This is a genomic window from Microcoleus sp. B13-B6 (assembly GCF_036705405.1).
Classification (GTDB): domain Bacteria; phylum Cyanobacteriota; class Cyanobacteriia; order Cyanobacteriales; family Microcoleaceae; genus Microcoleus.
In genome coordinates, this window is record NZ_JAUBUJ010000014.1 from 49,908 (window position 1) to 75,605 (window position 25,698).

Genomic DNA, 25,698 nt, shown 5'->3' on the forward strand with positions numbered 1-25,698 from the left:
AAATTGTCGGATTTTCAGTTTCTGTCGCAGAGGAGTTTTCCGTTTTTATCTCAACAGGATTTGGATCGGAATTGGGATTTTCGGAAATTGTCGGATTTTCAGTTTCTGTCGCTGAGGAATTTTCCGTTTTTATCTCAGTAGAATTCGGATCGGAATTGGGAATTTCAGAAACAGTCGGATTTTTGGTTTCTACTGCGGGAGAATCTGTTTTTGTTTCAGTAGAATTTGGATCGGAATTGGGAATTTCAGAAACAGTCGGATTTTTGGTTTCTACTGCGGGAGAATCTGTTTTTGTTTCAGCAGAATTTGGATCGGAATTGGGAATTTCAGAAATTGTCGGATTTTCAGTTTCTGTCGCAGAGGAGTTTTCCGTTTTTATCTCAACAGGATTTGGATCGGAATTGGGAATTTCGGAAATTGTCGGATTTTCAGTTTCTGTCGCAGAGGAGTTTTCCGTTTTTGTCTCAGCAGAATTCGGATCGGAATTGGGATTTTCGGAAACAGTCGGGTTTTTGGTTTCTGTCGCTGGAGAATTTTCTGGTTTTGTTTCAACAGGATTTGTTGCAGAAGTAGTATCTGCTTTTTTGTCTTCTAATTTAGTCTCAGTTTTTGGCGCAGCGTCAGCTATCAATTCTTTGCCTTTCTCTGATGTACGCCAATCGGAGTTTTTGGCAATTACATCATCCATTGAAATGACTTTAGGGGTTGCACCTTTGAGCGAAAATATGATATCATTGTAATCAGCATCGCTCCCTTCGCCTCTCCCCATATCTTCCATGACAAATATACTGCCGCCATTCGCAACACTGGCTATTTGTCCCCGTTGAAAAGCATCGCTGGAATTAGTTGTAGCCATTGAAAATAAGGGCTTTTTGTCGCCGCCAAGCGCTGGATTATTGTACGCTTCTTGTATTGTGCCGTTGGGAACTAGGATGATACCAATTTCATCTCCTGGTGTCATTGCAAAGGTTTTGATTCCTCGGTATTCCCCGATATTGAAGTTGTTTTCTCCCTCGAAACTAGAGAATTTCGCTGCTTCTGTACTGTCAGAAATGGCGATATAACCGAGTGAGGAGTTGCTTAAAGCGCGTCTGGCTGCTTCTTTGATAAATGCTTGGGAATCGGGAACAAATTCTTGCATTCCTGTGAGGCTGATAATTGCTAGTTCTCCTTGATACAAGCCTCCGTCTGATAGGTAATCGAACACAATTTTACCTGTTTCGTATGCTTGGAAAATGCCGGAGTCGAAAGAGATGTTATTGTGAGTTGCTGGCTTGGTTGTATCGCCTGTGATTGCGTCGGTTTGAGTTGTAGATGTTTGCGTTTTTTCAGGAATGCTGTTGGTTGTTGGTGGTGAATCTTGGTTGAGGATGAAGGCGTCTATCTCTGCTTGTTGGGGAGATATTTCAGGGCTTTTATCGAGGATTTGGTTGTTTGATGGTAATAGTTCAACGCTGGGGTTTGTGGAGGATGTTTCGTTAACAGTTAAAAGATTTTTCGGGGGAGAAGAGTAATCATTGGTAGAATTTGCTAGCGGCAAGTCTTCTACAATGTCGGTAATGAGAGAAATATTGGCAGTTGTTTGGGGGTTGATGCTTCGATTAATGACATGATTTAAAGTTCTTTTTTTGATGATGAAAGTGACTAAAATTATGCAAAACTTGAGGATGTTAATCTTGAAGTTTTCGCAAGCAAAGCGAGTCCAGATGATGCTGGAATTTTGTTTTTTTTATTGAGGACGCAAGCTGCGATATCGACAGGTGAAAACTTGCCGATGCGGCTCAAAAAAATTGATGTGATGGAATAATTGGGTTGTTTTATTGCTACCGGTAGATTTGAGAATATCAGTAACTTTTATCGATCGCAAGTGCTTTTGGCCATCAGGAAGTAAACTTTATGGAAGCTTTAATCCACTTCCGTGTACTGAAGTGTCACGCTACGAATTTTGGGATTAGCGAGAATTTTGGAGGTGCGATCGCCCAACGGCTTGACGGTATGCTGTATAAAAAGTAACGTAGTTTTTGGGGATTACGCAAAACCCGATCGCAACAGTAAGGCTTTGGAAACTAGGTTGTACAGTCCAGGACGCAGACACACTATATGTAGTGTGGTGGGATTCCTAATAATTACTAACGACCAATTACTGAGGACTTCGCCTAAGTGAAGCCTAATATATGCCAAAATACGGACGAAATGTGCTATCTGTAGAAGACGAAAGCAGCCTTGACGAAATTTAAAGTCCCATGTTGAATGCGAACGGGAGCATATTGGCAGACAATCGATCGGCCGCGTCGCAGTGGGCGCAAGAAGCTTTAGGGCTTCCCGAAGTTCAAGTACAAGCGCGTTTGCGGGGAAATCACCTGCACATTTTGTGCGAAGCAGCGCAGTGTCCGTCTCAAGAATTGGTGACGGCGCGATTTACCAACGCCCTCGAACACACTGATTTAACGCAACTGCTGCCCGATCGACCTAAAATTTACCAGTTGTTTCTGTGCGGCCGCAAAATCGGTTCCCGACAAAATGACTGGACAGTCCGGCTCGATTGTAGCAGTCCCAAGCGACAGCAACAGCCACAGCAACCGGAACCAAAAGTTGCCGAAGTGTCGCCGCCAGCGACTTCCCCCGACGAACCGCCCGCAAGCCCTAAAAGAGGCGGATTTTTCGGCAGATTTAAGAATGACAACCAGAAACTCAAACAGACACCAAAACCGGTAGAAACAGCAGCCAACCCGCCGCAAGTACGGGAAGAACTGGATTTTGACGCCGAAAGTCTGCCCATCGCCTCCCGGATTCAATACCCAGAAGCTTTTGAAACTTCCCCCGTGACGATCGACACTTCGGCTGCTGCGACGCGGGAAGCTTTTAGTTCCGCCGTTCCCCCGCAGCACAAAGCGAACCGTGGCGCGGTGGCTTTGATTCAATCCCCCGAAGCTGACTCAGGCGAGGGCGATCGAGATGGAACATTAACGGTTTCGCCGGAAACGTTGGCGCGCCGGGGCTATCCAGATGCGATCGCCAGCTATCTCAGCGAAATCCTCGGGCCGATGGGAGTTTCGGTGAAAGTAAGCATTCGCGAAAAAGAACTCAAAAGCAGCCGAGAAACCCAGCCGATGAATGGGCCTGAAAATATCAAGCCCAAGGAACGCCGACTGCTGGTGCTGTGCGAGTCAGCTTACAGCCCCGACCCCTCATTGCTGGCCGAACCCATCGCCGGCAGGCTGCGGAAACTGCAACTAGAGGATTTCCGGGAAGCCGTGATCGCCAGCCAAGTCAGCGGCGAAGCGAAGCCGGACTGGCTGCTGCGGGTGGATTTGACTTCGCCCGACAAAATTCTTAAGGAATGGGCTAGGTGGGGAGACGTACAGTCGATCGCCAAACTGCTAAATCAACACTTGGCTGCATCGAGAGTCGAAGTGCGGGCTACTCTCAAAGAAGCAACCCTCCATCTGTTTTGCAGCAAAACTGCCAAAAAAGGACAAAAGCCTAAACGGCAAGAATACCCCGACAAGCAGCAAACCACCGAGGCGATCGCCCCTTTGTTAGCCTCCTTTGCGCCCCAAGGCATCCGCGCAGCTACAATCTACGGCGTAGAACCAGCCAAGGACTCTCAGGCGGCGCCGGAGTCCCCCGTGTGGATAGACTGGGTAGACTTGCCAGCAGCCCACCACCCCGACTTGGCTGCGAACGCTAGAACGCTGGCGGCTGAGGGCGACCAATTGGCTTTGACTTTTTTATTGAACAGGTTGCTCAACCCCAATCTCAGACGCAAGCTGGAAACAGGAGGGATTCGGGCTGTCGTGCTGCAAAAAGCCAACGTGCTGCACGTCATGACAGAAGCTCTGACTTGCCCTTCTCAGTCGAAGGTAGGCCAGCCGGTGGCTAAATTTTTGCGGCACTTACAAATTCCGGGAGTGGCAGGGGTGCGAGTCTACGGACGGCGCGCCGGCCAGAAACTGCCTCTGTGGCGCTACGCAATCGACCTCAGAACGGTTGTTGACGAGGAATCAGCGACGGCACCGGCACCGGCTCCCTCCCAAGTGGCTGTGTTGGAAAAGGAACCGGTGCCGGAGTTTGCGCCGGCGGAGGATGGGAGTTTTTCGGGTTTGGGCGACAATTTGGTGTTCGATGCTCCGATGCCCAACTCCTGGCGGCCCCGCTTCAAAATCAGACTCCCCGGATACAATCTGGGCGAGCAGTTAGTTCAAGCTGTGGTGCAGCCGCTTGTCGCTTCGGGTTTGTTTGTTCCCAACGATGGTTTGTCAACGAATGTTGCTGCGCCCGGGGGCGTGAGAGCCGATCGCGCGGCGGGAATGGCTTTGATTTGGGCGATGGCTGGCTGTTTGCTGACTTTTAATACCGATTGGCTGCTTGGTCTATTTCTGCAATCTGCGACGGTCAGTCAAGCTCCTAGCGCCTCCGAAGTTTGCAGCGGCCCAAATTGTCAAAATTCAGCTCCCAAGGCTTTGGGCGACGTTACAGCCCGACTGCCGAAGGAAACCCCGAACCCGGTTCCCCCTGCGGAGGAGGTGAATTTGCCTCGAATTCCGTTGCAGCAGTCGCCGGAAGCCAACCAGCAAGAGGTTTTTAATGGCTCTGGGTTTACGAAACCGGGAAATACTAGCGTTCCTGTAGCTGATGTTTCTGCTCCTGCGGTGTTCCCAACTTTGAGGAGCGAGCAGCTTGACGATCAGATAGCGCGCTATCAAGAGTACATTCACCTGCACAAAAAACCGCCGGATATTTTAATTGTCGGTAGTTCGAGGGCGCTGCGGGGCATCGATCCGGCGGTTTTGGAAACAGCTTTGGCAGCTTCTGGCTATCCGGGGCTGAGGGCTTACAATTTTGGGGTTAATGGAGCTACTCTCCAAGTTGTAGATTCGCTCATCCGCCGGATTTTGCCGCCGCAACAACTGCCAAAATTGCTGGTGTTGGCTGACGGGGCGAGGGCTCTCAACAGCGGGCGGCCGGATTTGACTTTTAGTGCGATCGCTTCTTCGGAAGGTTACAGGCAATTGAGCCGGGGTAGTTTTCTGATCCCCACCAATCAATTAGAATCCGAAACATCGAAAGAAAGCGCCAACAATCCAGTGGCGACTGCGACTGAATTGGTGCAGAATTTGGGACAAGCTCAAGCTACTGTTCAGCAATTGGTGAATCAAAAGTTGGTGGAGGGTTCTGCAACTTACAAAAAGCGCGATCGACTTAAAGGGTTTTTGCGATCGATCGTTAATCCATCAGCCCCTGTTGCAACCGAGAGTCCCCAAACCGCACCTCTGGGCCAACCAACAACTGAAAACGCCCAGCCAACCGCTGGGAGTAAACCCGTCAGCGAGTTTCAACCAAATGGCTTTTTGCCGATCGATATACGCTTCAATCCCGAAACTTACTTTCAGAAGCACCCGAAAGTATCTGGTTATTACGACTCCGACTATCAAAATTTTAAATTGGTAGGCGAACAAGCTCTAGCACTCAAAAATCTGATCGAATTTACCAAGGTTCGCAACATCAATCTCGTGTTTGTGAATATGCCTCTGACTGAAGATTATTTAGACCCGGTGCGGACAGGTTACGAACAAGAATTCCGGCAATATATGCAAGAATTAGCAGCTCAAAGCGGACTAATTTTCCTAGATAAGAGTTTATTGTGGCCCCAGGCGCGAGAATCTTTTTCCGACCCCAGCCACCTCAACCGTTACGGTGCTGTTGCAGTGTCTAAGCGGTTGGCTCAAGATCCCATGATTCCCTGGCCGGCGAAACAATAGTTATAATTTTTGAGTGGTGAGTTATTTTAGAAGTTAAATGCTCCCAACCTTGCGAGTGCGGCGCGACAATCTCAAAACTATTCTTTCCGGTGGCTAAATACTGACAATGAAAAGATTGATATTTCCTGAAAATAGCAAAAATACACAGATAAAAAATCCTAGAAAAAATCTGCCTGTGATATTTTTTATATTATCTTTAGCATTTTTCTGTTTCAGTTTGTATAAAGGTTTCTTTTTACCTTTAGCTTTATCATCTGGGCCCCCCAGCAACGAACAAAGTAGCGAACAGCCAACTCTGACACCCTTTGAAGAGGTTGTCAAAGACGCGCAAAAGTTAGAGGGACTATTTACTCTTTACCGCAATCAAGCAACTGATAAAGTATATCTGGAAATTAAACCGCAACAACTCGACAAAAAGTTCCTGTGCTTTGTGACATTGGCATCGGGTTTGGGGGAAGCGGGCATTTTGAGCGGAATGCCGATCGGCGATTTCTTGTTTCAACTGCGGCGCGTCCAAAATAACGTGCAGTTTGTGATACCAAATGTAAATTTTCGCACAAGTCCGGGCGACCCGCAAGCAGGTTCGGTAGCACGGGGATTTAGCGAGTCGATTCTCTATTCTTTGCCTCTCAAAAGCATTGATCCGCAAAGACAAACTCTGCTGATCGATTTAGGCGATTTGCTGATGAGCGAAAAACGCGATTTACCAGGGGTAAAAGCGATTTTGCCGATGCTTTTGGGCGCTTCTTACTCGATCGATGCAGACAAGTCTTCTTTTAAAGATGTTAAAGCGTTTCCGCTGAATGTGGAGATTGCTTCGGTCTATGGTTTTTCTAGCGATAATGACAGTGAACTTAACTATTTACCTTCGATTCCTGACAGTCGGGCTTTTAACCTCCGCATTCACTACAGTTTCTCGGAAGTGCCGCTAAATAACGGCTATCGGCCCAGACTTGCGGACGAGCGAGTGGGCTATTTTCTAACAGCATATAAGGACTTTTCTGACAAGAGTAGCCGGGAGCCTTTTGTGCGCTATATCAATCGCTGGCATTTGCAAAAGCAAATCCCGACAGCGCCGATGTCGCCTCCGGTGCAGCCGATCGTCTTTTGGATTGAAAATAATGTGCCTTCCGAATACCGAAACGCAATTCGCGAGGGCGTTTTGGAGTGGAACAAAGCTTTTGAAAAAGCAGGTTTTACTGAGGCAATTCAGGTCAAACAAATGCCGGACAATGCTAAATGGGACCCGGCTGACGTTCGCTACAATACTATCCGCTGGTCGAGTTCTTTTGAGCCTCAGTTTGCCGGCATCGGGCCGTCTCGCACTAACCCGCTGACGGGGGAAATTTTGGATGCTGACATTCTTTTGGATGCTAATGTTGTCCGGGAAATCAAACAGGGTTATCGGTCTTTGGTGGAACAAAATAGATCGCTATCTAAGAGTTTTCAAGGGCGAAACGGTTCTAATACCAATCCCTGTCAGTTCGGGATGTATTCTCGCTATTTGAATGTGCTAGAAAATGGGGATTTAGGAAAAAGCAGCGGGGAAAATGCTCAAGGTGGAATGGCTGATGATTTGCCGACTTTGGTAGAAAGATACCAAGAGCAAAAGCGCTCGCCTTTATCGCGGTTGATGTCGAGTTCGGATATGTGTTTTGGGTTGGAATCGAGCCGCCAGTTTGCGATGGGGGCAATGTCGATGGATCTGTTGGAAAATGCAGCGCCTAGCAGTGGGGCGATTGACAATTATGTTAATCAATATATCAGATATTTGGCGGCGCACGAAGTCGGTCACACTCTTGGTTTGAGGCACAATTTTCACGGGAGTACGATGCTGCAACCGGAGGATTTGAACAATACTCAGGTAACTCGCACGCAAGGTATGATTGCGTCGGTGATGGATTATGTACCGATTAATTTGGCACCTGCCGGAACTGTGCAGGGCGACTATTATCCAACGATTGTAGGGCCTTATGACGATTGGGCGATCGAGTACGGTTACAAGGTGATTGGCGGCGTAAACCCGAACAGCGACTTACCAGCGCTGCAACAAATTGCCAGCCGCGCTGCCCAAGCCCAATTAGCTTACGCGCCGGATGAGGATTCTGTCGATCTCGATCCCGCTGCAAATACCTTTGATCTCAGCGCCAATATGCTGAGGTATTCGCAATGGCAATTGGATAATGCTAGGGCGATGTGGAAGCGTTTGGAAAAGCGAATTCCGGTTGGGGAAGACGGTTATAACGAACTGCGGGTGATGTTTGATTCGGTGTTCGGGTATTATGTCAACCAAGTGATGAATGCTACTTTGTATGTGGGGGGACAGTCGTTTAGTCGGATTCGCCCTGGAGATACTAATGCGAAGTTGCCGTTTGTGCCGATCGAACTTTCTCAGCAGCGAGAAGCTTTAGCAACATTAGAGAAGTACGTTTTTGCACCGGATGCGTTTAGTTTTGCGCCGGAATTGCTGAATAAATTGGCACCGTCGCGCTGGGATCACTGGGGAAGTCCGGCTTTGGTGTTTCCTCTAGATTACCCGATCGGCGATCGAATTACTTTTTTGCAGCGGTTTGTGTTGCGGGTTTTGCTATCGCCGGTGCGCTTGGCGCGACTGCGGGATGCCGAGTTAAAATCAGCGCCGGAAACTACTTTGAGGTTGCCGGAAGTGTTGGATACTGTGCAAAAGGATATCTGGCAAGAGGTTTTGCAGCCGGAAAAGAAGATGCAAATTTCAACTTTTCGGCGTTCTTTGCAGCGGGAACATTTAGCAATTTTGATCGGAATGGTACTGCGAAAAACGAATGTTCCAGAGGATGCGCGGAGTTTGGCGTGGTACGAGTTGCGGCAGTTGCGGGAGGGTTTGAGCAAGAGTATTCGGAATTTGGATCGGAATGCGGATGCTTATACGCGGGCTCATTTAGAGGAAACGCGCGATCGAATTTCTAAGGTTTTGAATTCGCAAATTCAGTCTAATTAATTTGGGGTTCAGAAACCGGGTTTTTGAGGAATATATTTCGTTGCCGCCGGCAGATTTGGTCAAAAACCCGGTTTCGGAGAATCTTAGTCAAGTTAAAATAATTCTGAACTTGCGTCGTATACGATAGATAGACAGGGAAGCTAAAAAGAATAGCCCTTATGCCTGCCAAAGACCTTTATCACGATATTGTCTGCACTGCCCTCATCAAAGATGGCTGGACAATCACTCATGACCCACTGATTCTAAAAATTGGGGGCCGCTCGGTCTTTGTCGATTTGGGTGCCCAGAAACTAATTGCGGCTGAACGAGGGTCTGAAAAAATTGCGATCGAGATCAAAAGCTTTCTGGGCCCTTCGCCCATTAATGACCTCGAAAATGCTTGGGGGCAGTTCTTTATGTACGCCAGAACGCTGCAAAGACGAGAGCCAGAGCGTCGTCTATACCTAGCTGTTAATCGCAACACCTTTGAAACGTTGTTTAAAGAAGAAGCTGGGCAATTGCTGCTAGAAGAACCAGGTTTTCGCCTGATAGTTTTTGACCCAAACACGGAGGAGATTATCCAATGGAAACCGCAAATCAACCCGTAGACGAATGGCGTGAGACGTTGGAGAAAATTCTCCAATACTATGCGGATCTTCCTTATACTTATGGGGATGTGATTACCTATGTGGTGGTCAGCCGCGATCGCAACCATTTTATGCTGATACATGAAGGTTGGGAAAATCATCTGCGAGTTCATGGTACTGTGGTTCACGCCGAAATCCGCAACGACAAAATCTGGATTCATTATGATGGGATTGAAGACGGCATCACTGATGAACTCGTCGCCTCTGGCGTACCCAAAGACCACATTGTTCTTGCTTTCCATCCACCCGAAGTCCGACAGCATACTGGATATGCGATCGCATAGTTTCTCCTCTTGACGAAGATTTTAGATAATATCAGCTTGATAGGGTATATCGTACCTTAATAATTTTTTGGCAATACTGAGTACCTTACAGATAAGTTAGAAACACTAAACTTCTGTCATGGCAAGAATTTGAGCGATGGTTAATACCAACTGAGGAAAAGTTGGAGAAACAATAATGGCTTCTCCTTGATATCGCAGTGCCTGATATTCACCATCGATTAAGCGGTTGATAGTCACCGTAGACTGTTTTGGAGAACCAATATACTGAACGCCTCCCAACCCTGCATAATCAACGATCCAATACTCCAGGATTCCTAAAGTTTCATACTCATTCAATTTGATGCGGTAATCATCCCGCCAATTCGTACTGACAACTTCGATCGCCAAGGGAGGTGGAATATAGGCAGCAGCAGAGGCAGAACTTTGACGCATTCTGACCCATTCTTCTTTGGCAAACACCACAATGTCGGCTTTACGACTCGATTCACTTTCGCCCGGGGCAGCGTTCAATCTGACTTGTTTACTTTGTCGAGGAACGTAGGGAAGGTTCAAGGATTGGCAATGATCCACCAAGAGACGACATAAACCATCGACGACATCCTCATGTTTGGTTGTGGGTTCACTCAGGGGCATGGCAACTCCATTGACTAGCTCAAATGACCTACCGGAGTCGTCATCCCAGTTGAGAAATTCCTCGAAGGAAAGGGTTTTTTGGGCGCTCGCAACCATTGATATTAACCTTTTGCGTAGGTTGGCTCTCTGTTGTCTGTTTCTAGCTTAACGTGAGGTAGAGAGATAGATCGCTGCTCTTGTAGGGTGCGTTAAGGAAGTATACCGTAAACTTTGACACCTCTTCTCGTTTTTACTGCCCGCGTCCTGGTTTGCAATCTACGAAACCTAATGCTTCTGTGTCGAGAAAACTGGCGATCGAAATGGCGATCGCAACTGCGATCGGATATTCAATTTCCGCAGCACGCGCGATCGGATGCGCTTGAATTCGTTCTGGCAAGCGTCTCAAAATGACTTCGGCATCAGCAAGAGAAAGTCGTTCTTGAAGTTTGGCTTGCATGGCATTCACCTGTCAGTTGGAATTTGATAGATATATTCAAGCCACTACCCAACTCAGATTTAGCAGTCTAACGTTTAGTTCAGCCGCAGTTCGTAAGACGAAATTGTGTGGAAAACTTTTGCGAAGCAAAACCATAAAATGGCGGTTTACAAACTGTCGAGCGTAGGCGCGAAGCGCCGGAGCGGTGCTGCAATGCTTTGTTAGTCATTTAATGAATCAATTCCTTGTTCTTTAAGCTTAGCTAATCCGTCTTTCATTATTTTGACTTGCTCTGATGAATGTCCTTGCCAAACTGTAACCTCACCTACAACCTTAAATGGATGTAATGAACGATAAGATTTTGTTGGGTTACCTGGGAATTTTCTGTCAGTCAAATCAGGATCGTCTTCAATGGGTCCTGTTGGTTCTACTAAATAAATTCTTTCACTCCCTTCGCCAAAGGAAAGTTCAGCACCCCAAACAGCGGCATCCAAGGTTGCTGTCAAGAAAATATATTTAGACTTTTTTCTTTGTCCAAAATTTGAATTAAAACCAACTTCGATTAAGTCCCCAATCTTTAGATCAGCCTTTGTTCCATGGAAGAACGTCTGAGAAAAAGGAGTTGCATTAGGTTCATTTGATTTGTTCATGCTTTCTTTCCTCATCGTGCAAGTTATCTATGATTGTTTTCTTTGTTTACTGGGTTGCCCATTACAATGACCACTAACGTTATGCGGCTGTTTGCACCCTGCGCTCAGGAGTGTTCGTAGGGCTTTGACACGTGCTGGTGCTGGACAACCCATGAACCATTCACCTTCATCAGACAGAACGTCGCGCGGACTAAGTCTTGGAAGGCTCTACCGTCGAGCAACGTCCCGCCTCCGCGAATGAACCCATGAGCGAATGCAATATCGCTGCCCGCAGTAATCGTCAGATTCTCAAGATTGAATATCGCCTCTCCCTGCGTTTCTGGCTGCCACTCTTCCCAACTGCGTCTATAGGACTCTGCACTTTCGTAATTCATAGACGGCAATACATCGAAAATCACCAAGTTCGCGACGTAGTTTTTCAGGATGTCATCCTTTCGGTTCTGCCTCGTAGCAGCAGCCCACTCTTCAAGTACGGCGAGGACTTCAGAGTCGGGCGTGTACCAGAGGTTATCATCGTTCGATCTCCAAGGGGCGTAGTTGAAAGAAGCATAACTTATAATTGGATCGCAGTTGCGGTATCATACCCAATACAATAGAAAAATACCGCCGATCGCTAGTCTATTTCACCAAAAGTAGCAGTAATCCACACAGCAAGGGCTGACGATAGACGAGAATTCAACCAAATTTTCATGCAGCTAAAACGGGATGGTCGAGTTTGCGGACTGCATACAGAAGCGCAGCTTTGAGATCCTCAAGTTCCAAGTCTGGCAATTCTTCGAGAATTTGCTAAAAACTCAAACCAGCAGCTAGCAACTCTAGGATATCGATGACTCGAATCCGCATTCCCCGGATGCAGGGACGATCGCCACATTGTCTTGGGTTCACTGTGATTCTGTCAAACAGATAAGCAACGGATGCTGGCATTGTTTGAAACCTTTGTCTATAGCTTACTTCATTTATCGCCCCAAACTCACACCGCGATATAATTCTGCGATGCCATCTCGCTAAAGCGCATCAACTAAGTTGCGATGGTTAGTATGAGCTCTTGAGCATTAAACAGTTTACGTTTGGAGGCATTGAGAAATTCGATGCTAACTGGTTCGTCACTTTCGTCATAACTGACAATCACGCCTCCAAGTTCAGAAATAGCATTGGCTGGAAACGCATCACGTAAGATAAAAATCTGAATGTCTGCTTCTGCATCGTATTTAACTTTCATTGGGATTCTCCGCCGCGAAAGCAAACACAGCTTGTAGAGATTCAGCATTAAGCGTTGGGTAGTTTTCTAGAACTTGTTGCTGCGTCCAACCTTCTGAAAATAACCCTAGAACGAACTCCACTGATATTCGTGTCCCCTTAATTACAGGCTTGCCAAGCAGAATTTTAGGATTTGAGTGAATGTGTGCTTTCCAGTTCATAGCCAGTGCGCCTCTATAGGGTTTTCATCTATTATCAGCATAGTTAAAATTATAAAATTTATGACCACAGCAGTATCTATTGACATTGGTACGCTCATTACACGCCCTCCCCGACTGCATGATGGATGTCCCCACATCGTCGGTAAAGGCGTTACCGTCCGCATCGTAACCTGGTACAAGCGAGGATAGAATGCTCAAGAGATTTGCGATCGCATTTCTCATCTCACCCTTGCCCAAGTCTACGTGGCACTCACCTACTATCATGCCAACACCCAAGAAATTGAAACTGATTTGCTCCATCAAGCAGCAGAAGCCAAGCGTCTTGAAGCTTTGCACAGCAACTTTGGTAAATATGAAATGCTAAGATAATAAATAATACATCGCCCACCGAAAAATCTACTAGATAAGCACTACCCTCAAACTGGGAAAGAGAAACTGATTTTTACCGGATAAATTTAGGGGGTGTAGGAGGAATATCGGCAATGAAGTAAAGTTGGGTAACAAGACTCAACACTTGTGATCCTTAACTAAACTGTAAAGTTCGAGCTCTTCAAACTGCCCTCGGTGAAAAACACGCTGTTTTTGGCTACCTTCCTGCGTCATTCCCAGCTTTTTTAGCACCTTAGCCGAGGCTATATTCGGCCTGAGACAAGTTGCATAAATGCGATCGAGCTTTAATGTTTCAAATATTCAAGACTGATTTAGTGTAATTGATTCGTTTTTTTCTCAAAAATTATGTCTGCTAACACTGCAAAAAATCATTACTTCCGATTGGCATTGTTCTGGGCGTTTCTGGGTAGTTTGGGAAGCTTGGCGGTGTTTCCTTATGCGCTGTCTCTCAATCCGGCAGTAAGTCAATTGCCTGCACCGCTACCTGTTTTGGCGATCGCCTCCGCCCTGCAAACCGGAATTTTTCTAATTCTCTTTTGTTGGATTGGGCTTCGCCTCGGTAACTCGATCGGACTTGATACGCCCATAGCTCGTGCTTTGGTATATCGACAGCCTTTCGCGCCAATATCTAAATCTGCCCTTAACACGGCGCTAATTGTAGGCTGCATCGGTGGAATCGTCCTGATAGGATTGAGTTTAGGGTTTGAACCTTGGATGCCGCCAATGGCTTCAACAACTGCGTTAAAGATTGACCTCTGGAAACGCATATTAGCTTCCTTCTACGGAGGCATCACCGAAGAACTCTTGCTGCGACTGTTCGGTATGACATTGATTGCGTGGCTACTTTGGAAGATTTTTGAGCGAGACAAACTGCAACCCTCTACATTGATTTTTTGGCTGGCAATTGTGGCGGCTGCAATATTGTTTGGTGTGGGTCATTTGCCTGCGGCTGCGAATGTCTGGGCATTAACCCCGATCGTCATTCTCCGCACCATTACACTCAATGCCCTCTTAGGAATTCCCTTTGGTTTTCTTTACTGGCGTTGGGGATTAGAATACGCAATGTTATCTCATTTTTTGGCTGATTTGGTACTGCACGGAATTGGAGGAAGTTAGCAGGAGATGCAAACAATGCAATGGTACAACGAACCTTTACCAAGAAAAGGGGTCTAAAGCCCCGTCCTTTTAGGACGGCTTTAATTTCCCCAGAACTGTGATAGAGTGTTTTATATCCAGTTCCAAGACGTAAATGTTAGTATTTGAAGCCAAGCTAGAAGGAAAGAGCGAGCAGTACCAGAGGCTAGACGAAGCCATTCGTACTGCTCGCTTTATTCGTAATAGCTGCATCAGGTACTGGATAGATACGAAGGGTGTGAATCGATACGACTTGAGTGCCTACTGTGCGGTGCTTGCCAAAGAATTCCCTTGGGCTGCCAAGCTCAACTCAATGGCAAGGCAAGCTTCCGCAGAGAGAGCTTGGTCATCAATTGCTCGTTTCTACGACAACTGCAAAAAGGCAAAACCGGGAAAGAAAGGATTTCCACGTTTCAAAAAGCATGAAACCCGCGATTCTGTTGAATACAAAACCTGTGGATGGAAGCTTTCAGAAGATCTCAGAAGCATAAACTTTAGCGACGGCTTCAAAGCAGGAAGATTTAAGTTGTGGGGAACTCGCGACTTGCATTTCTACCAGCGAAGTCAAATCAAACGAGTGCGCGTAGTGCGTCGAGCCGACGGGTACTACGTGCAATTCTGTATTGATGCTGAACGGAATGAACAGCGAGAGCCTACGGGACGAACCATTGGTTTAGACGTAGGATTGACCCATTTCTACACTGACTCGGATGGTAATACCGTCGAGAACCCGCGTCATTTAAGAAAGTCTGAGCGGTCACTCAAAAAGCTTAATCGCCGACTTTCGAGAACCCAGAAAGGTTCTAAGAACAGAGCTAAGGCGCGGAATCGATTAAGCAGAAAACACCTCAAGGTAAGTAGGCGGCGTAAAGACTTTGCTGTGAAATTAGCAAGGTGCGTAGTCCAGTCCAACGACTTGGTAGCCTACGAAGACTTGTCGGTGCGTAACATGGTCAAAAACAAAAAGCTGTCCAAGTCTATATCTGATGCCGCTTGGACAGCTTTTAGGAATTGGATTGAATATTTTGGCAAAGTGTTGGGAGTAGCTACTGTTGCCGTCGCACCGCACTACACTAGCCAAAATTGTTCTAATTGCGAAAAGGTTGTGAAGAAATCGCTAAGTCAAAGAACACATATTTGTCCGCATTGTGGATTTGTTTTAGACCGCGATTGGAATGCTGCGCGAAATATATTAGAACTGGGATTGCGTACCGTGGGGCACACGGGAACCTATAATGCCTCTGGAGACATCGACCTCTGTTTGAGTGAGGAAACTCCTTCAAGTAAGTCGGGTCGCAGAAAGAGGAAGCCCAAACAGTGATGTTTGGAATCACCGTCGCTTTAGCGGGCGTGAGGATGTCAAAATGGCATGAGGATAACGATGTTATCCACATTACCGCCGGCCCAAAGACTGACTTTTGGCGGCAAACTCATTACGGATTTATTCGCGATAACGGCAACTTTTACTACCGTCAAGTATCAGGCGACTTTACAGCCGAAGTCAAAATTACTGGTTGCTATCGATCGCTCTACGATCAAGCAGGATTGATGATTCGAGAGAGCGAAAATATCTGGCTCAAGTGCGGCATTGAGTTTGTTGAGGGAGTCCAAAACGTGAGTGCGGTTGTGACACGAGACTATTCCGATTGGTCTGTTATGCCGCTTGAAGTGCCGCCTGTTTCCCTGTGGCTGCGGGTAAAGCGCCGAGCTGAAACGGTGGAAGTGCAATACTCGTTGAATGGGTCAGACTATTCAATGATGCGACTGGCCTATTTAACTGAGTCACCAATCGTTCAAGTTGGGTTAATGTGTGCGGCTCCCCAAGGTGAAGGCTTTGCAGTGGAATTTGAAGGGTTTAAGCATAGTAAGCTGATCTAATGTGGATGGTAAAAAAAACGATTTCGGCGCCACTCCATATATAAAATTAAAATTAGGGGTGAGTGCTTTTCACTTACCCCAGCCATTTTTTGTCCGCCTTTTAACAAACCAATTGCAGCAAGAAATCGCCACAAAAGGATCTCAATTGCTACTAGATAGCCTTGCCGGTACTCAGCGACAAAATCGTGAATACTCCCAGCAAATGACCTGCGCTCATGCAAGCCAAAAATGCAGGTACGCTAACATTGTTGAACAGAGACGGGAAGGGCAAAGGCATTTTCGGCCCGACGTGGGGATACCAAATTCGGCGGCTGAGAACTAGCAATGCTAAGAGATTGCAAACAAACATCACCAGAGGCTTTTGCCAATCTCCTGATGCTGTGTCAGTCACTGTCGATGCTACTACTGCCAGTAAATTTGAGTTAATCATCGTTGATGCTCCTATTTTTCATAAATTATCAGAAATGCTTGATGAGATTTCTTGCCAAAAATACAGCAGGGGCGATCGCCTTTACGCAATAAATATCTGTTGCTATTAATATTCACCGCGCCAGCGACAGCGCCCCACCCATAATCATCGAATCACGGCAAGAAGTCTTTTAATGCCATTCAAAAGTAACGAAAGATACAAAGGGACAAAACCATACTCGCTGCCATTTGTAACTTTTAGCCTGTCTGGCAGTGGTGGCATTTTCTCACGCTGCCAGACAGGATAGACTGCTCGTCATTACTGAGCAATGTAGGTAGGCAGAAAGTGGAGAATGTCGCGCAGAACGCTATATCCAGCAGCATCCCAGAGCAAATAAGCTAAGAAACCGATCATCGCTAAGCGACCGTTCCAAAGTTCTGCTTGCGGGTTGAAGCCAAACAAAAAGGCATTCCGATCTTTGCCGTTGTAAGCATTAGCCGTAGGAGGCAGGTTAGTAGGACGAGTTTCCATGTTTTTACATTCCTTAACAATGTTCGCTTCTCATGGTAGCGACCTAATTTCTGCTTTGCTATCTGTCTCTAGGCTCAAGATACAGACAAGTCTAAAGGAGGATTTAGAAACAAAAAATAAAGTGTTAACTTTTGTTGCGCGAGATTTTTCAGCGATCGCCTGTATCTGTAGATACTAAATAAAACTAGAAGTTGAGATTGCTGCTGTGAAAAGCCCGATCGCCCCGTAGCGGCAAACAACGGCGCTGGTGACTCGACAATACTGAAGCCGCGCTCTGATAGAGGCAAGAAAATTTACTAAATTGGAACTTAAAACCCGAACACGATCGTCCTTGAGTTAACTAAAATAAGAGATAAACAGATCGATCGGGAGAAACAGTTATCGAAACCATCTACGGCAATCTTCAAGGTTTAAAGTCCAGCCAGCTCAAGCAACTCGAAAAGCTTTACCACCAGCGACTACCGGGCGATCGCATCACCACTGCAGAATTTGCCCAGCGCGTCGCCGCCATCAGCACGGAAATAGACAAACCAATCTGCACCTACATCAACCGCCGCGGACAAGTAATTCGCGTCGGCGTGGGTACACCCCGCCAAACGCAGATTGCGCCCTTAGAATTGCCCCGCTACGGGGGAGGTCGCCTCAGCGGCATTCGCTGCATCGCCACCCACCTAAAGCCAGAAACCCCAAGCGAAGCAGCCCTCACAGCAATGGCAATTCAGCGCCTGGATGCCCTGGTTTGGCTGACACTGACGGGGGGAGGATTTCAGCGCCGCGGGGGCGGTGCGACTGGTTACATCCAAGAAGCTTATCTCGCTCATTTAATACCCCAGGGAGACCAGCCAAATTTTGAGTTCTCTGTTTTGAGCGCTCAGTTAGAACCAGATGCAACTGATGAAATAGAAGAGCCTTCAATTCAAAAGTCCCTAATCAAAAGTCCACACTTTCCCTGGAAAATATCAGAACCCCTGAATTTGGACGAACTCGCCGACCAAGACTTTCTGGATTTGGTGGAAGGGCTCGAAGCAGAGTTTGAAGCAGAGTTTGTCGCGGGGGAGGTCGATGCAGACCAAGACAAAGTGCTGTTGGTAGGTGTCATGACTCAGCACATGACTCAGTTGGAGTTTGAGGACGGGCTGGCAGAAATCACGCGGCTGGTTGAAAGCGCCGGGGGTCAGGTTCTGCAAACAGTGCGCCAAAAACGATCGCGCCCCAATCCGCAGACAGTCGTCGGCGAAGGCAAAGTTCAGGAAATTTCCCTCACAGCTCAGACGGTTAGCGCTAACCTCGTTGTATTCGATCGCGACCTGTCCCCCGCACAAATACGGAACTTGGAAACTCAGATAGGTATCCGCGTTGTCGATCGAACAGAGGTAATTCTCGACATCTTTGCCCAAAGAGCTCGATCGAGCGAGGGTAAATTGCAAGTCGAACTCGCTCAGCTAGAGTATGCCCTGCCCCGGCTCAGAGGTCGCGGTCAGGCAATGTCGAGACAGGGTGGCGGCATCGGTACCAGAGGCCCTGGGGAAACCAAGCTAGAAACCGAACGGCGGACGATCGCCAAACGCATTTCTCGATTGCAGCAAGAAGTAAATCAACTGCTGGCGCACCGCTTTCGGCTGCGGCAGAATCGGCATCATCACGAGGTACCCTCAGTGGCGATCGTTGGCTACACCAACGCCGGTAAATCTACTCTGCTCAACCTGCTCACAAATTCCGAAGTCTATGCCGCCGACCAGTTATTTGCCACCCTCGACCCCACAACTCGACGGTTAACCATTCCCGGCGTCACCGGGGAACCCCTGTCGATCGTCCTCACAGATACAGTGGGCTTTATTCGCGAACTGCCTCCCGCCTTGATCGACGCTTTCCGGGCTACCCTCGAAGAAGTCACTGACGCCGATGCTTTGCTGCACCTCGTCGATCTCTCCCATCCCGCGTGGCAGAGCCAAATTCGATCGGTGATGAATATTTTGACAGATATGCCCGTAACTCCCGGGCCAGCCCTTGTAGTTTTTAACAAAATTGATGCCGTGGATGGAGAGACTCTCGCCCTCGCGCGAGAAGAATTTCCTCAAGCAGTATTTATTTCGGCGGCCAAAGGTTTGGGGATGGAAACTCTCCGCGACCGATTAGCTCAGCTCATTCAATACGCCCTCTACCCTCGGTAAATACTTAAATACTCCTTTTGAATAGTTGACATGGGGGAATATACGTACATATACTGAGGACAGATATAGTCGGACTATGAGATGATAAAAGAGTAGTCAGATTGTGCATGGCAAAGTACAATACAGCAGCTCTATTTTGCGATCGGTTAAATAAATATTTTCCGGGGGCCGCGGTCAAGGTAAAAAGACTCTTTGTTAATGGCTGTAAGGGCTGTTGGTTCAGATGTTGCCAAAAGAGGTTGCTTCACTCTGTGCCACCTACCTGTGCAAACCAGGGTACGCGATGTCAAAGTAAAAGAGAATAATATTATTATTAAAGTGTTTTGGCACTCACCTCAAGCGCTATACTATCTTTTACAGACGTCGGCCAGAGAATACATCCATTTATTGTAAGAACTCTAAAATCCTTGCCCGTCGTACAGCGCTCATCTCTAGGACTATTTCTATTTTTCGATTTTACCACTGTTTAACTAAATAGTTATGTGTACGCCACTGGCAAAACTAGCAATTGGACTCTCTGCCACAATGGCAACAGCGTTTTACTATCTAGCTGCTGCCCCTCCGGCTTCAGCACAAGCAAATGTGTGTGGGCCTGGAAATTATTCTAGTGCCTGTCTCCCCAGCCGGGCATCAACACCCCCCAGCCGGGCATCAACACCCTCCGGGCAGACATCAACACCAACGGCACCCACCCCGCAGGCGACCCAGCCGAGTTTGTCCCAAATATACAGCACACCTTTGAGAAACGCATCATCAACTGCTATTCCTGAACCGGGTACTGCGATCGCAGTCCTACTGACAGGTGCAGGAATGATCTGTTCGTGCAGAAAGCGAAACAAGCAGGTTGGTCCGCAGCGCTAGGCAGGCTGATGGCCAACCTGTTTGCCTTCAAAAAGTCTCCGTTTTTTTTAGCGTGAGTATTTGTTTACTTAAATTTATATAAAAAATAACTTGACACCTAGCTTGTGCGCTGCAAATAGAGCCGGATGTTGAAGGAAGAAAGCTATAGCGACTTCAGTCAGGGTAAAAATAAGGAAGAAGGCAAATGCACTTCCCGGCAAGGATTTCAGCAATGAATAACCTCCGGTGCAACAGATAAGGTTGCTATATATAATAAAAATTAAAATATAAAAATTAAAATAAGATTGGTTAAGATTAATCCTTCGCAGAGTTTTTGATAGCCTACCGTAGAATAAGGGTTTCAAGGGTCCTAGGCAAGTTTGCTACCAACGAAAAATCGAGGGTTTCAGCCTAGGAACTAAAAACATTCCGCACTATGGTTAAGATTACAATTAAAAAATATTGTTATTGCTTGAGCGTCCCATGACCCCTAAAGTAGAAATTTACACTTGGAGAACCTGCCCGTTTTGCATTCGTGCCAAAGCACTGCTGAAACGAAAAGGGGTTGATTTTACAGAGTACGCGATCGACGGAGATGAAGCGGCACGAGCTCAAATGAGCGATCGAGCCAACGGAGGACGCACCCTGCCCCAGATATTCATTAATGACCAACACATAGGCGGCTGCGACGACATCCACAGACTCGATACTCAAGGCCTGCTCGATCCGCTGCTAGCAGCAAAATGAGGCATTCCCTGTCGAATTTTCCGTTAGCCCAAATTTTCCTGCGACCAATTCTTAATTTTAAGTGACAATGAAATTTGCATTCATCATCGATCCCCTCGCGCGACTAATTCCAGGACACGATACCAGCGTAGCGCTGATGGAGGCCGCTCAAGAGTTGGGTCACGAAGTCTGGGCGACTCAAGCCAACGAACTAAGCGTCATCGGCGGCAAAACCTGGGCAATGCTGAGTCGGGTAGCCCTCACCCCAGTAAAAGTGGTAGAGGGACGCTGGGAGGCGGCTGAGGCTTGGTACCAGGTAGAACAGCCTACTTTGCAGCCTCTGGAAGCAATGGACGCAGTATTTATGCGGACAGACCCCCCAGTCAACATTCCTTACCTCTACGCTACTTACCTTCTAGATGGCATCGATCCGGCTAAAACTTTGGTAGTTAATAGTCCCAAAGGATTGCGGGCGGCGAATGAAAAGATGTATGCTTTGCAATTTGAGGGAGCGATCCCCGAAACAATTGTTTCTCAAAACAAGCAGGTAATTCGGCAATTTGTTGAGAAAAAAGGAGCGGCAGTTCTTAAACCCTTGGGAGGCAAAGCTGGCGAGGGGATTTTGTTTTTAGAAGCGGACGATCGCAATCTCAACTCCCTGGTCGAAATTAGCACTCAACAAGGGCAAATTCCAGTGATGGTTCAGACTTATCTGCCGGAAGCAAAAGAGGGAGACAAGCGGATAGTGCTGTTGAACGGCAAGCCGATCGGTGCTATCAACCGTATTCCCACTGGCAATGAATTTCGCGGCAACATGGCCGTCGGCGGCCGAGTCGCAAAAACCGAAATTACCGATCGCGAATTGCAAATTTGCTCTCAGTTAGAACCCGTGCTGAAACGGGACGGACTGTACTTTGTCGGCATTGATATTATTGGCGGCTATCTCACAGAAGTTAATGTCACCAGCCCTACAGGGATCAGAGAAATTGACTTGTTTGAGGGGGTTAGTTTGGGCAAACAAGTAATTGAATGGGTAGTTAGTCAGTAGTCAGTAGTCAGTAGTCAGTAGTCATTAGTCATTAGTCATTAGTTAGGAGTTAAGCTGTGGAGCATTTAAACCAGTAACGAGGCTAGTAGGGTGCGTCATTCGCGAACCCTTACGCTGAAACGGAAAACCTTAGATGCTGACGCACCTTACGCAAGTCCTTTAAATGCCGAACAGCTTATTAGTCATTAATTAGTCGTTATTAGTTATGAGTTATTGGTCGCAGGTAACAAATAACAACAGTCAACAGTCAACAGTCAACAGTCAACAGTCAACAGTCAACAGTCAACAGTCAACAGTCAACAGTCAACAGTCAACAATTATTAAATTATGTCAAAAATTGGCGTTGCAGTAGTCGGTACCGGTTTTGGTCAAAAAGTACACCTTCCCGGATTCCAGGCCCATCACCGGACAGAGGTTGTGGCTATTTACCACCGGAATTTAGACAAAGCAAAGGATCTCGCCTCTACCCACAATATCCCCTACGCTTGCGACTCGATCGCCGATATAGTAGCCATCCCAGAAGTGGCGGGCGTCAGCATTTCCACGCCGCCATTTTTGCATTTTGAAATGGCAAAAACCGTTTTGGAAGCAGGCAAGCATTTATTATTAGAAAAACCCACAGCCCTGACAGCCAATGAAGCCAGGGAACTTTACCGATTGGCAAACAACGAATCTCAAACCGATTTTAGAAATGGTGGTTCGAGAGCAATTGCCACAATGGACTTTGAGTTTCGCTTCATCCCCGCATGGCAAATGCTAGCAGAATTATTGGCAGCAGAATATGTGGGAGAAAAGCGTTTAATTAAGATTGATTGGCTGGTATCGAGCCGCGCTGATGCGAGTCGCCCTTGGAATTGGTACGCGCAAAAAGAGCGAGGCGGCGGAGTTTTGGGCGCGACAGGTTCTCACGTTTTTGATTATATTAGCTGGCTGTTCGGCGCGCCGCAGAGGCTTTCTGGGCAATTGATTACAGGAATTTCGGCGCGTCCAGATCCGAATGATTCGGGAAAATTAAAATTAGTTGATGCAGATGATTCTTGCACGTTGATGTTGGAATTAGCCGGGGGAACTCCTTGTCAAGTTTGTTTGAGTTCTGTTACTTATCAAGGGCGGGGACACTGGGTGGAAATATACGGGAGTAAGGGTACGTTGGTGTTAGGAAGCGACAACCAGCAAGATTACGTCCACGGATTTCGCTTGTGGGGTTCCCAAGGTGGAGAACCTTTAGGTGAAATCAAAATTCCTCAAAGATTGGAGTTTCCTCAAGTTTATCCAGACGGGAGAATTGCACCGTTTATTCGAGTAGTAGATAGGTGGGTTGAAGCAATAGATGCCGGTAAATCCTTGATACCCTCCCTCAGAGAAGGGGTTTACTCGCAGTTGTTGATGGATTTGACCCAGGAGTCGAATGCTACGGGGACTTGGGTAGATTTACCGAGTATAGATAAATTTTTGGGCACTAAGTAAAAGTAAAAACTGCCAAAGCAATCTCACGCACTCGATCGCACCCCAAACCCGATAAACTACAAATAGAGAAACTCAATCCCACCCTATATCCAGAGTCGGTAGTTGTCAGTAACTCAGGGCTAAAGCCACTGAGCTTGTAAGAGCGATCGAGCAAGCTGTACTGACCAGCCTAAGCCTTAACTGGCTACGTTATTTAGGTCACGACACCCTGGGATGCGAAGCTAGTCCCTTGCTCTGTCGCTAGTAGTTAAACAGCCTTAAAGTCACTGAGGCAGTGCTGCCAGCCTAACAAGCCTCTATAACATTGGCGAAGCTAACATTACCCCGCAAGGGAGATCGAGGCAACCATACCTCACCAGAGGGGCAACCATACCCCTCTACCCCGCAAGGGGATTCAAAGCGATTGAAATCGCCGGGTCGTTTTCCTCTCAGGACTAAAGTCTCTGAGCTTCCCACTTACCGAGCTTTTTTGTGAATGGCGCGCCCTGAAAGTCCTTGCCTCAGTATAGCGATCGCTCGCCTGAGAACCGCTGGGGCAAACCATTTTGCCACTTGGGTTCTACAAGCTCCCTATCCCAGCGGGTACGTTCACCACGACTGTATGTGGCCCGATACCCTCTCCCAATCATGGAAAGCTTGGCAGGAAATGTTTTCGCCCTCCGGGACAATTCACGAATTGCCCCTAAATCCTGATGGCAGTTTCGTCTCGGCGGAAAACAACCAGAATATATTGGCAGAAACTGAACAACGAACACCGACGCCCTTGGTGCCACTCCACCTCGGTCAACAGGGGTGGGGCGACAGGGGGAAGCAGAATCCGCCGCCACCCGCAAGCTACAGCAGTCGCCTGATGCAGCATTTGGGGATTAATCTTTGGCAGTGGCTGTTTGAAGGGCCGATTCAGGGTAGTCTGCAGGAAAGTAAAGGGATCGCGATCGGGCAAAATCTACCCCTGCGAGTGCGCGTAGACTTGCGCGAACCGTATTTAATTGCTTTGCCTTGGGAAATTATGCAGCCTCAAGCCGGTCAACCGGCAATTTCTCTGTCGCAGCAACTGCTTTTCAGTCGCACTACCAGCAATGTTGAACCTTTGCCACCCCTGCATCCTGCGGAGTCGCTCAACATTTTGCTAGTTTTGGGACAAGCAGAACCCGGCCGCGGTGCTAATTCTCAATTTTCCAGCAGCAATAACCGTCATTTGCAGTTGGAAGCAGAAGCACTCGCCCTAGCTGGCGTTCTGGAAAGCGCTTTTCAAACCGACGACAGCGGCAAATATTCTGACATCAGCGTTCCGACTCGCGTCGATACTCTGATCGAACCTACTCCGGCGGAACTCATTTCTCGGCTGGAAACGCAAGGTTACAACATTCTGTTCTACGCCGGCCACGGGATACCGGGCCCCGACGGCGGTTTGCTGTTTTTGGGGCCGGAAACGGTGATTAATGGCACTGAACTAGCTCAGGTATTAGTTCGGTGCCGCGTGACGCTGGCGGTGTTTAATGCCTGCTGGGGAGCTCAGCCGGCGGTGGAGAGGCTGCACTCAACTAACGGCCAGCAACAGGCGATCGCCCGCAGCAGTTTGGCTGAGGTACTGATCCATCACGGGGTGCCTGCGGTGTTGGGGATGCGGGACTCGATCGCCGATCGCGAGGCCCTGAGTTTTATCCAAAGTTTTGCCCAAGCTTTGGCCGGACGGATGTCGATCGATCGGGCAGTCGCCGTCGCCAGACAGCAGTTACTGACGCTCTACAAGTTCAATCAACCGGCTTGGACGCTGCCTGTGCTGTATATGCACCCTGAGTTTGACGGTCAGCTAACTGAGCCGGTAGATGACCTCAAAACTGAATTGCCTTTAAATTCTTCTACTTGGCTGGGACGGTTGCCGTCTTGTGCTTATTTGCGGGGGCGCGATCGACCAAATGCCAAATCCACCGACTCAACCAATCAGGTTTGGCCGATTCGCGCAGGTATGGTTCGAGTCGGACGCTGGGAAGAAAACGACGTAGTGATTCGAGAACAGTGGGTTTCTCAAAAACACGCCGAGATTTTCTGCCGAAACACTATCGGAGATAGCCGCGAAGAACCTAGCTACTTCCTGCGCGATTTTTCTCGCTACGGGACTCTAGTTTTGGGCTCTGAGGGATGGCAGAGAGTTCACCACCAAGAATTGCTGCTACGCAGCGGGACTCAGCTAAAATTTGGCAGTTCTCAAGGTCAGATTTTTGAGTTCACTATTGAGGTTCCTAAAACTTCGGGGTACAGTGAGACTGATTGCGGAACGAATTAAGGTGCGGGTGTAGCTAATGAAGACAAGCGGCGAGTGGCACAGCAAAGTTCTG

General features: G+C 47.7%; 26 protein-coding genes and 1 pseudogene. 15 read left to right on the top strand and 12 right to left on the bottom strand.

Annotation, left to right across the window (positions count from 1 at the left end):
• On the bottom strand, nucleotides 1-1,540 hold a 1,540-nt coding region (locus QUB35_RS08700), incomplete at its 3' end, for a DUF4114 domain-containing protein (protein WP_333141212.1).
• Between the two features lie 703 nt (nucleotides 1,541-2,243).
• On the opposite strand from QUB35_RS08700, the gene QUB35_RS08705 reads away from it, so the two are divergent.
• From QUB35_RS08705 to QUB35_RS08720, 4 genes are all read left to right on the top strand, one after another.
• On the top strand, nucleotides 2,244-5,762 hold the full coding sequence (locus tag QUB35_RS08705) for a hypothetical protein (protein ID WP_333141215.1): 3,519 nt from the start codon (nucleotides 2,244-2,246) through the stop codon (nucleotides 5,760-5,762).
• 106 nt (nucleotides 5,763-5,868) lie between these two features.
• Entirely contained in the window at nucleotides 5,869-8,739 is a 2,871-nt protein-coding gene (locus QUB35_RS08710) for a zinc-dependent metalloprotease (protein WP_333300602.1), read from the top strand.
• Nucleotides 8,740-8,897: 158 nt separating this feature from the next.
• A complete protein-coding gene (locus QUB35_RS08715) occupies nucleotides 8,898-9,326 on the top strand; it encodes an element excision factor XisH family protein (RefSeq protein WP_333141219.1) in 429 nt (142 codons plus the stop codon).
• Nucleotides 9,302-9,649: a XisI protein gene (locus QUB35_RS08720; protein ID WP_333141221.1), complete on the top strand. Its 348-nt coding sequence runs from the start codon at nucleotides 9,302-9,304 to the stop codon at nucleotides 9,647-9,649. Before QUB35_RS08715 ends, QUB35_RS08720 begins: the two co-directional genes overlap by 25 nt.
• A 105-nt stretch (nucleotides 9,650-9,754) precedes the next feature.
• Here the strand turns inward: QUB35_RS08720 and QUB35_RS08725 are convergent, their stop codons facing one another.
• From QUB35_RS08725 to QUB35_RS08755, 7 genes and pseudogenes are all read right to left on the bottom strand, one after another.
• Nucleotides 9,755-10,378 (bottom strand): Uma2 family endonuclease, encoded by a 624-nt coding sequence (locus tag QUB35_RS08725; protein WP_333141223.1) that lies wholly within the window; start codon nucleotides 10,376-10,378, stop codon nucleotides 9,755-9,757.
• Nucleotides 10,379-10,511: 133 nt separating this feature from the next.
• On the bottom strand, nucleotides 10,512-10,718 hold the full coding sequence (locus QUB35_RS08730; RefSeq protein WP_333141225.1) for a hypothetical protein: 207 nt from the start codon (nucleotides 10,716-10,718) through the stop codon (nucleotides 10,512-10,514).
• A gap of 200 nt (nucleotides 10,719-10,918) precedes the next feature.
• Entirely contained in the window at nucleotides 10,919-11,347 is a 429-nt protein-coding gene (gene arr, locus QUB35_RS08735; RefSeq protein WP_333141227.1) for an NAD(+)--rifampin ADP-ribosyltransferase, read from the bottom strand.
• Between the two features lie 104 nt (nucleotides 11,348-11,451).
• The gene (locus QUB35_RS08740; RefSeq protein ID WP_333141334.1) at nucleotides 11,452-11,907 is read right to left on the bottom strand and encodes a nuclear transport factor 2 family protein; all 456 of its coding nucleotides are present in this window, start codon (nucleotides 11,905-11,907) and stop codon (nucleotides 11,452-11,454) included.
• Nucleotides 11,908-12,034: 127 nt separating this feature from the next.
• A pseudogene (locus QUB35_RS08745) lies at nucleotides 12,035-12,271 on the bottom strand (DUF433 domain-containing protein).
• A gap of 94 nt (nucleotides 12,272-12,365) precedes the next feature.
• On the bottom strand, nucleotides 12,366-12,566 hold the full coding sequence (locus QUB35_RS08750; protein WP_333141229.1) for a DUF2283 domain-containing protein: 201 nt from the start codon (nucleotides 12,564-12,566) through the stop codon (nucleotides 12,366-12,368).
• Complete coding sequence (locus tag QUB35_RS08755; protein WP_333141231.1) at nucleotides 12,556-12,765, bottom strand: DUF433 domain-containing protein; 210 nt, start codon at nucleotides 12,763-12,765, stop codon at nucleotides 12,556-12,558. Before QUB35_RS08755 ends, QUB35_RS08750 begins: the two co-directional genes overlap by 11 nt.
• A 60-nt stretch (nucleotides 12,766-12,825) precedes the next feature.
• On the opposite strand from QUB35_RS08755, the gene QUB35_RS08760 reads away from it, so the two are divergent.
• The 5 genes from QUB35_RS08760 to QUB35_RS08780 all read left to right on the top strand — a co-directional run bounded on the left by QUB35_RS08760 (nucleotide 12,826) and on the right by QUB35_RS08780 (nucleotide 16,167).
• A complete protein-coding gene (locus QUB35_RS08760) occupies nucleotides 12,826-12,954 on the top strand; it encodes a hypothetical protein (RefSeq protein ID WP_333141233.1) in 129 nt (42 codons plus the stop codon).
• A 54-nt stretch (nucleotides 12,955-13,008) separates the two neighbouring features.
• The gene (locus QUB35_RS08765) at nucleotides 13,009-13,134 is read left to right on the top strand and encodes a hypothetical protein (RefSeq protein WP_333141235.1); all 126 of its coding nucleotides are present in this window, start codon (nucleotides 13,009-13,011) and stop codon (nucleotides 13,132-13,134) included.
• A 366-nt stretch (nucleotides 13,135-13,500) separates the two neighbouring features.
• Nucleotides 13,501-14,271: a CPBP family intramembrane glutamic endopeptidase gene (locus QUB35_RS08770; protein WP_333141237.1), complete on the top strand. Its 771-nt coding sequence runs from the start codon at nucleotides 13,501-13,503 to the stop codon at nucleotides 14,269-14,271.
• 133 nt (nucleotides 14,272-14,404) lie between these two features.
• Nucleotides 14,405-15,610: a transposase gene (locus QUB35_RS08775; protein ID WP_333141239.1), complete on the top strand. Its 1,206-nt coding sequence runs from the start codon at nucleotides 14,405-14,407 to the stop codon at nucleotides 15,608-15,610.
• Nucleotides 15,610-16,167: a DUF1349 domain-containing protein gene (locus QUB35_RS08780; RefSeq protein ID WP_333141241.1), complete on the top strand. Its 558-nt coding sequence runs from the start codon at nucleotides 15,610-15,612 to the stop codon at nucleotides 16,165-16,167. Before QUB35_RS08775 ends, QUB35_RS08780 begins: the two co-directional genes overlap by 1 nt.
• 151 nt (nucleotides 16,168-16,318) lie before the next feature.
• Here QUB35_RS08780 and QUB35_RS08785 read toward each other — a convergent pair whose 3' ends face one another.
• The 3 genes from QUB35_RS08785 to QUB35_RS08795 all read right to left on the bottom strand — a co-directional run bounded on the left by QUB35_RS08785 (nucleotide 16,319) and on the right by QUB35_RS08795 (nucleotide 17,394).
• On the bottom strand, nucleotides 16,319-16,597 hold the full coding sequence (locus QUB35_RS08785) for a Photosystem I reaction center subunit PsaK (RefSeq protein WP_333106132.1): 279 nt from the start codon (nucleotides 16,595-16,597) through the stop codon (nucleotides 16,319-16,321).
• A gap of 297 nt (nucleotides 16,598-16,894) precedes the next feature.
• Nucleotides 16,895-17,107: a chlorophyll a/b-binding protein gene (locus QUB35_RS08790; protein WP_333041855.1), complete on the bottom strand. Its 213-nt coding sequence runs from the start codon at nucleotides 17,105-17,107 to the stop codon at nucleotides 16,895-16,897.
• Between the two features lie 74 nt (nucleotides 17,108-17,181).
• On the bottom strand, nucleotides 17,182-17,394 hold the full coding sequence (locus QUB35_RS08795) for a hypothetical protein (protein WP_333141244.1): 213 nt from the start codon (nucleotides 17,392-17,394) through the stop codon (nucleotides 17,182-17,184).
• Between the two features lie 291 nt (nucleotides 17,395-17,685).
• Between QUB35_RS08795 and hflX the strand changes: the two genes are divergently transcribed.
• On the top strand, nucleotides 17,686-19,278 hold the full coding sequence (gene hflX / locus QUB35_RS08800) for a GTPase HflX (protein ID WP_333141246.1): 1,593 nt from the start codon (nucleotides 17,686-17,688) through the stop codon (nucleotides 19,276-19,278).
• Between the two features lie 599 nt (nucleotides 19,279-19,877).
• Here the strand turns inward: hflX and QUB35_RS08805 are convergent.
• The gene (locus tag QUB35_RS08805) at nucleotides 19,878-20,117 is read right to left on the bottom strand and encodes a hypothetical protein (protein WP_333141248.1); all 240 of its coding nucleotides are present in this window, start codon (nucleotides 20,115-20,117) and stop codon (nucleotides 19,878-19,880) included.
• A 484-nt stretch (nucleotides 20,118-20,601) separates the two neighbouring features.
• On the opposite strand from QUB35_RS08805, the gene grxC reads away from it, so the two are divergent.
• The 5 genes from grxC to QUB35_RS08830 all read left to right on the top strand — a co-directional run bounded on the left by grxC (nucleotide 20,602) and on the right by QUB35_RS08830 (nucleotide 25,646).
• Nucleotides 20,602-20,865 (top strand): glutaredoxin 3, encoded by a 264-nt coding sequence (gene grxC, locus QUB35_RS08810; protein ID WP_333141250.1) that lies wholly within the window; start codon nucleotides 20,602-20,604, stop codon nucleotides 20,863-20,865.
• A 67-nt stretch (nucleotides 20,866-20,932) separates the two neighbouring features.
• Entirely contained in the window at nucleotides 20,933-21,892 is a 960-nt protein-coding gene (gene gshB, locus QUB35_RS08815) for a glutathione synthase (RefSeq protein ID WP_333141336.1), read from the top strand.
• A 205-nt stretch (nucleotides 21,893-22,097) separates the two neighbouring features.
• Entirely contained in the window at nucleotides 22,098-22,244 is a 147-nt protein-coding gene (locus QUB35_RS08820) for a hypothetical protein (RefSeq protein WP_333141252.1), read from the top strand.
• Complete coding sequence (locus QUB35_RS08825) at nucleotides 22,220-23,359, top strand: Gfo/Idh/MocA family oxidoreductase (protein WP_333141254.1); 1,140 nt, start codon at nucleotides 22,220-22,222, stop codon at nucleotides 23,357-23,359. The genes QUB35_RS08820 and QUB35_RS08825 overlap by 25 nt, the downstream gene beginning before the upstream one ends.
• Before the next feature lie 475 nt (nucleotides 23,360-23,834).
• Complete coding sequence (locus QUB35_RS08830; RefSeq protein ID WP_333141256.1) at nucleotides 23,835-25,646, top strand: CHAT domain-containing protein; 1,812 nt, start codon at nucleotides 23,835-23,837, stop codon at nucleotides 25,644-25,646.
• Nucleotides 25,647-25,698 lie beyond the last annotated feature (52 nt).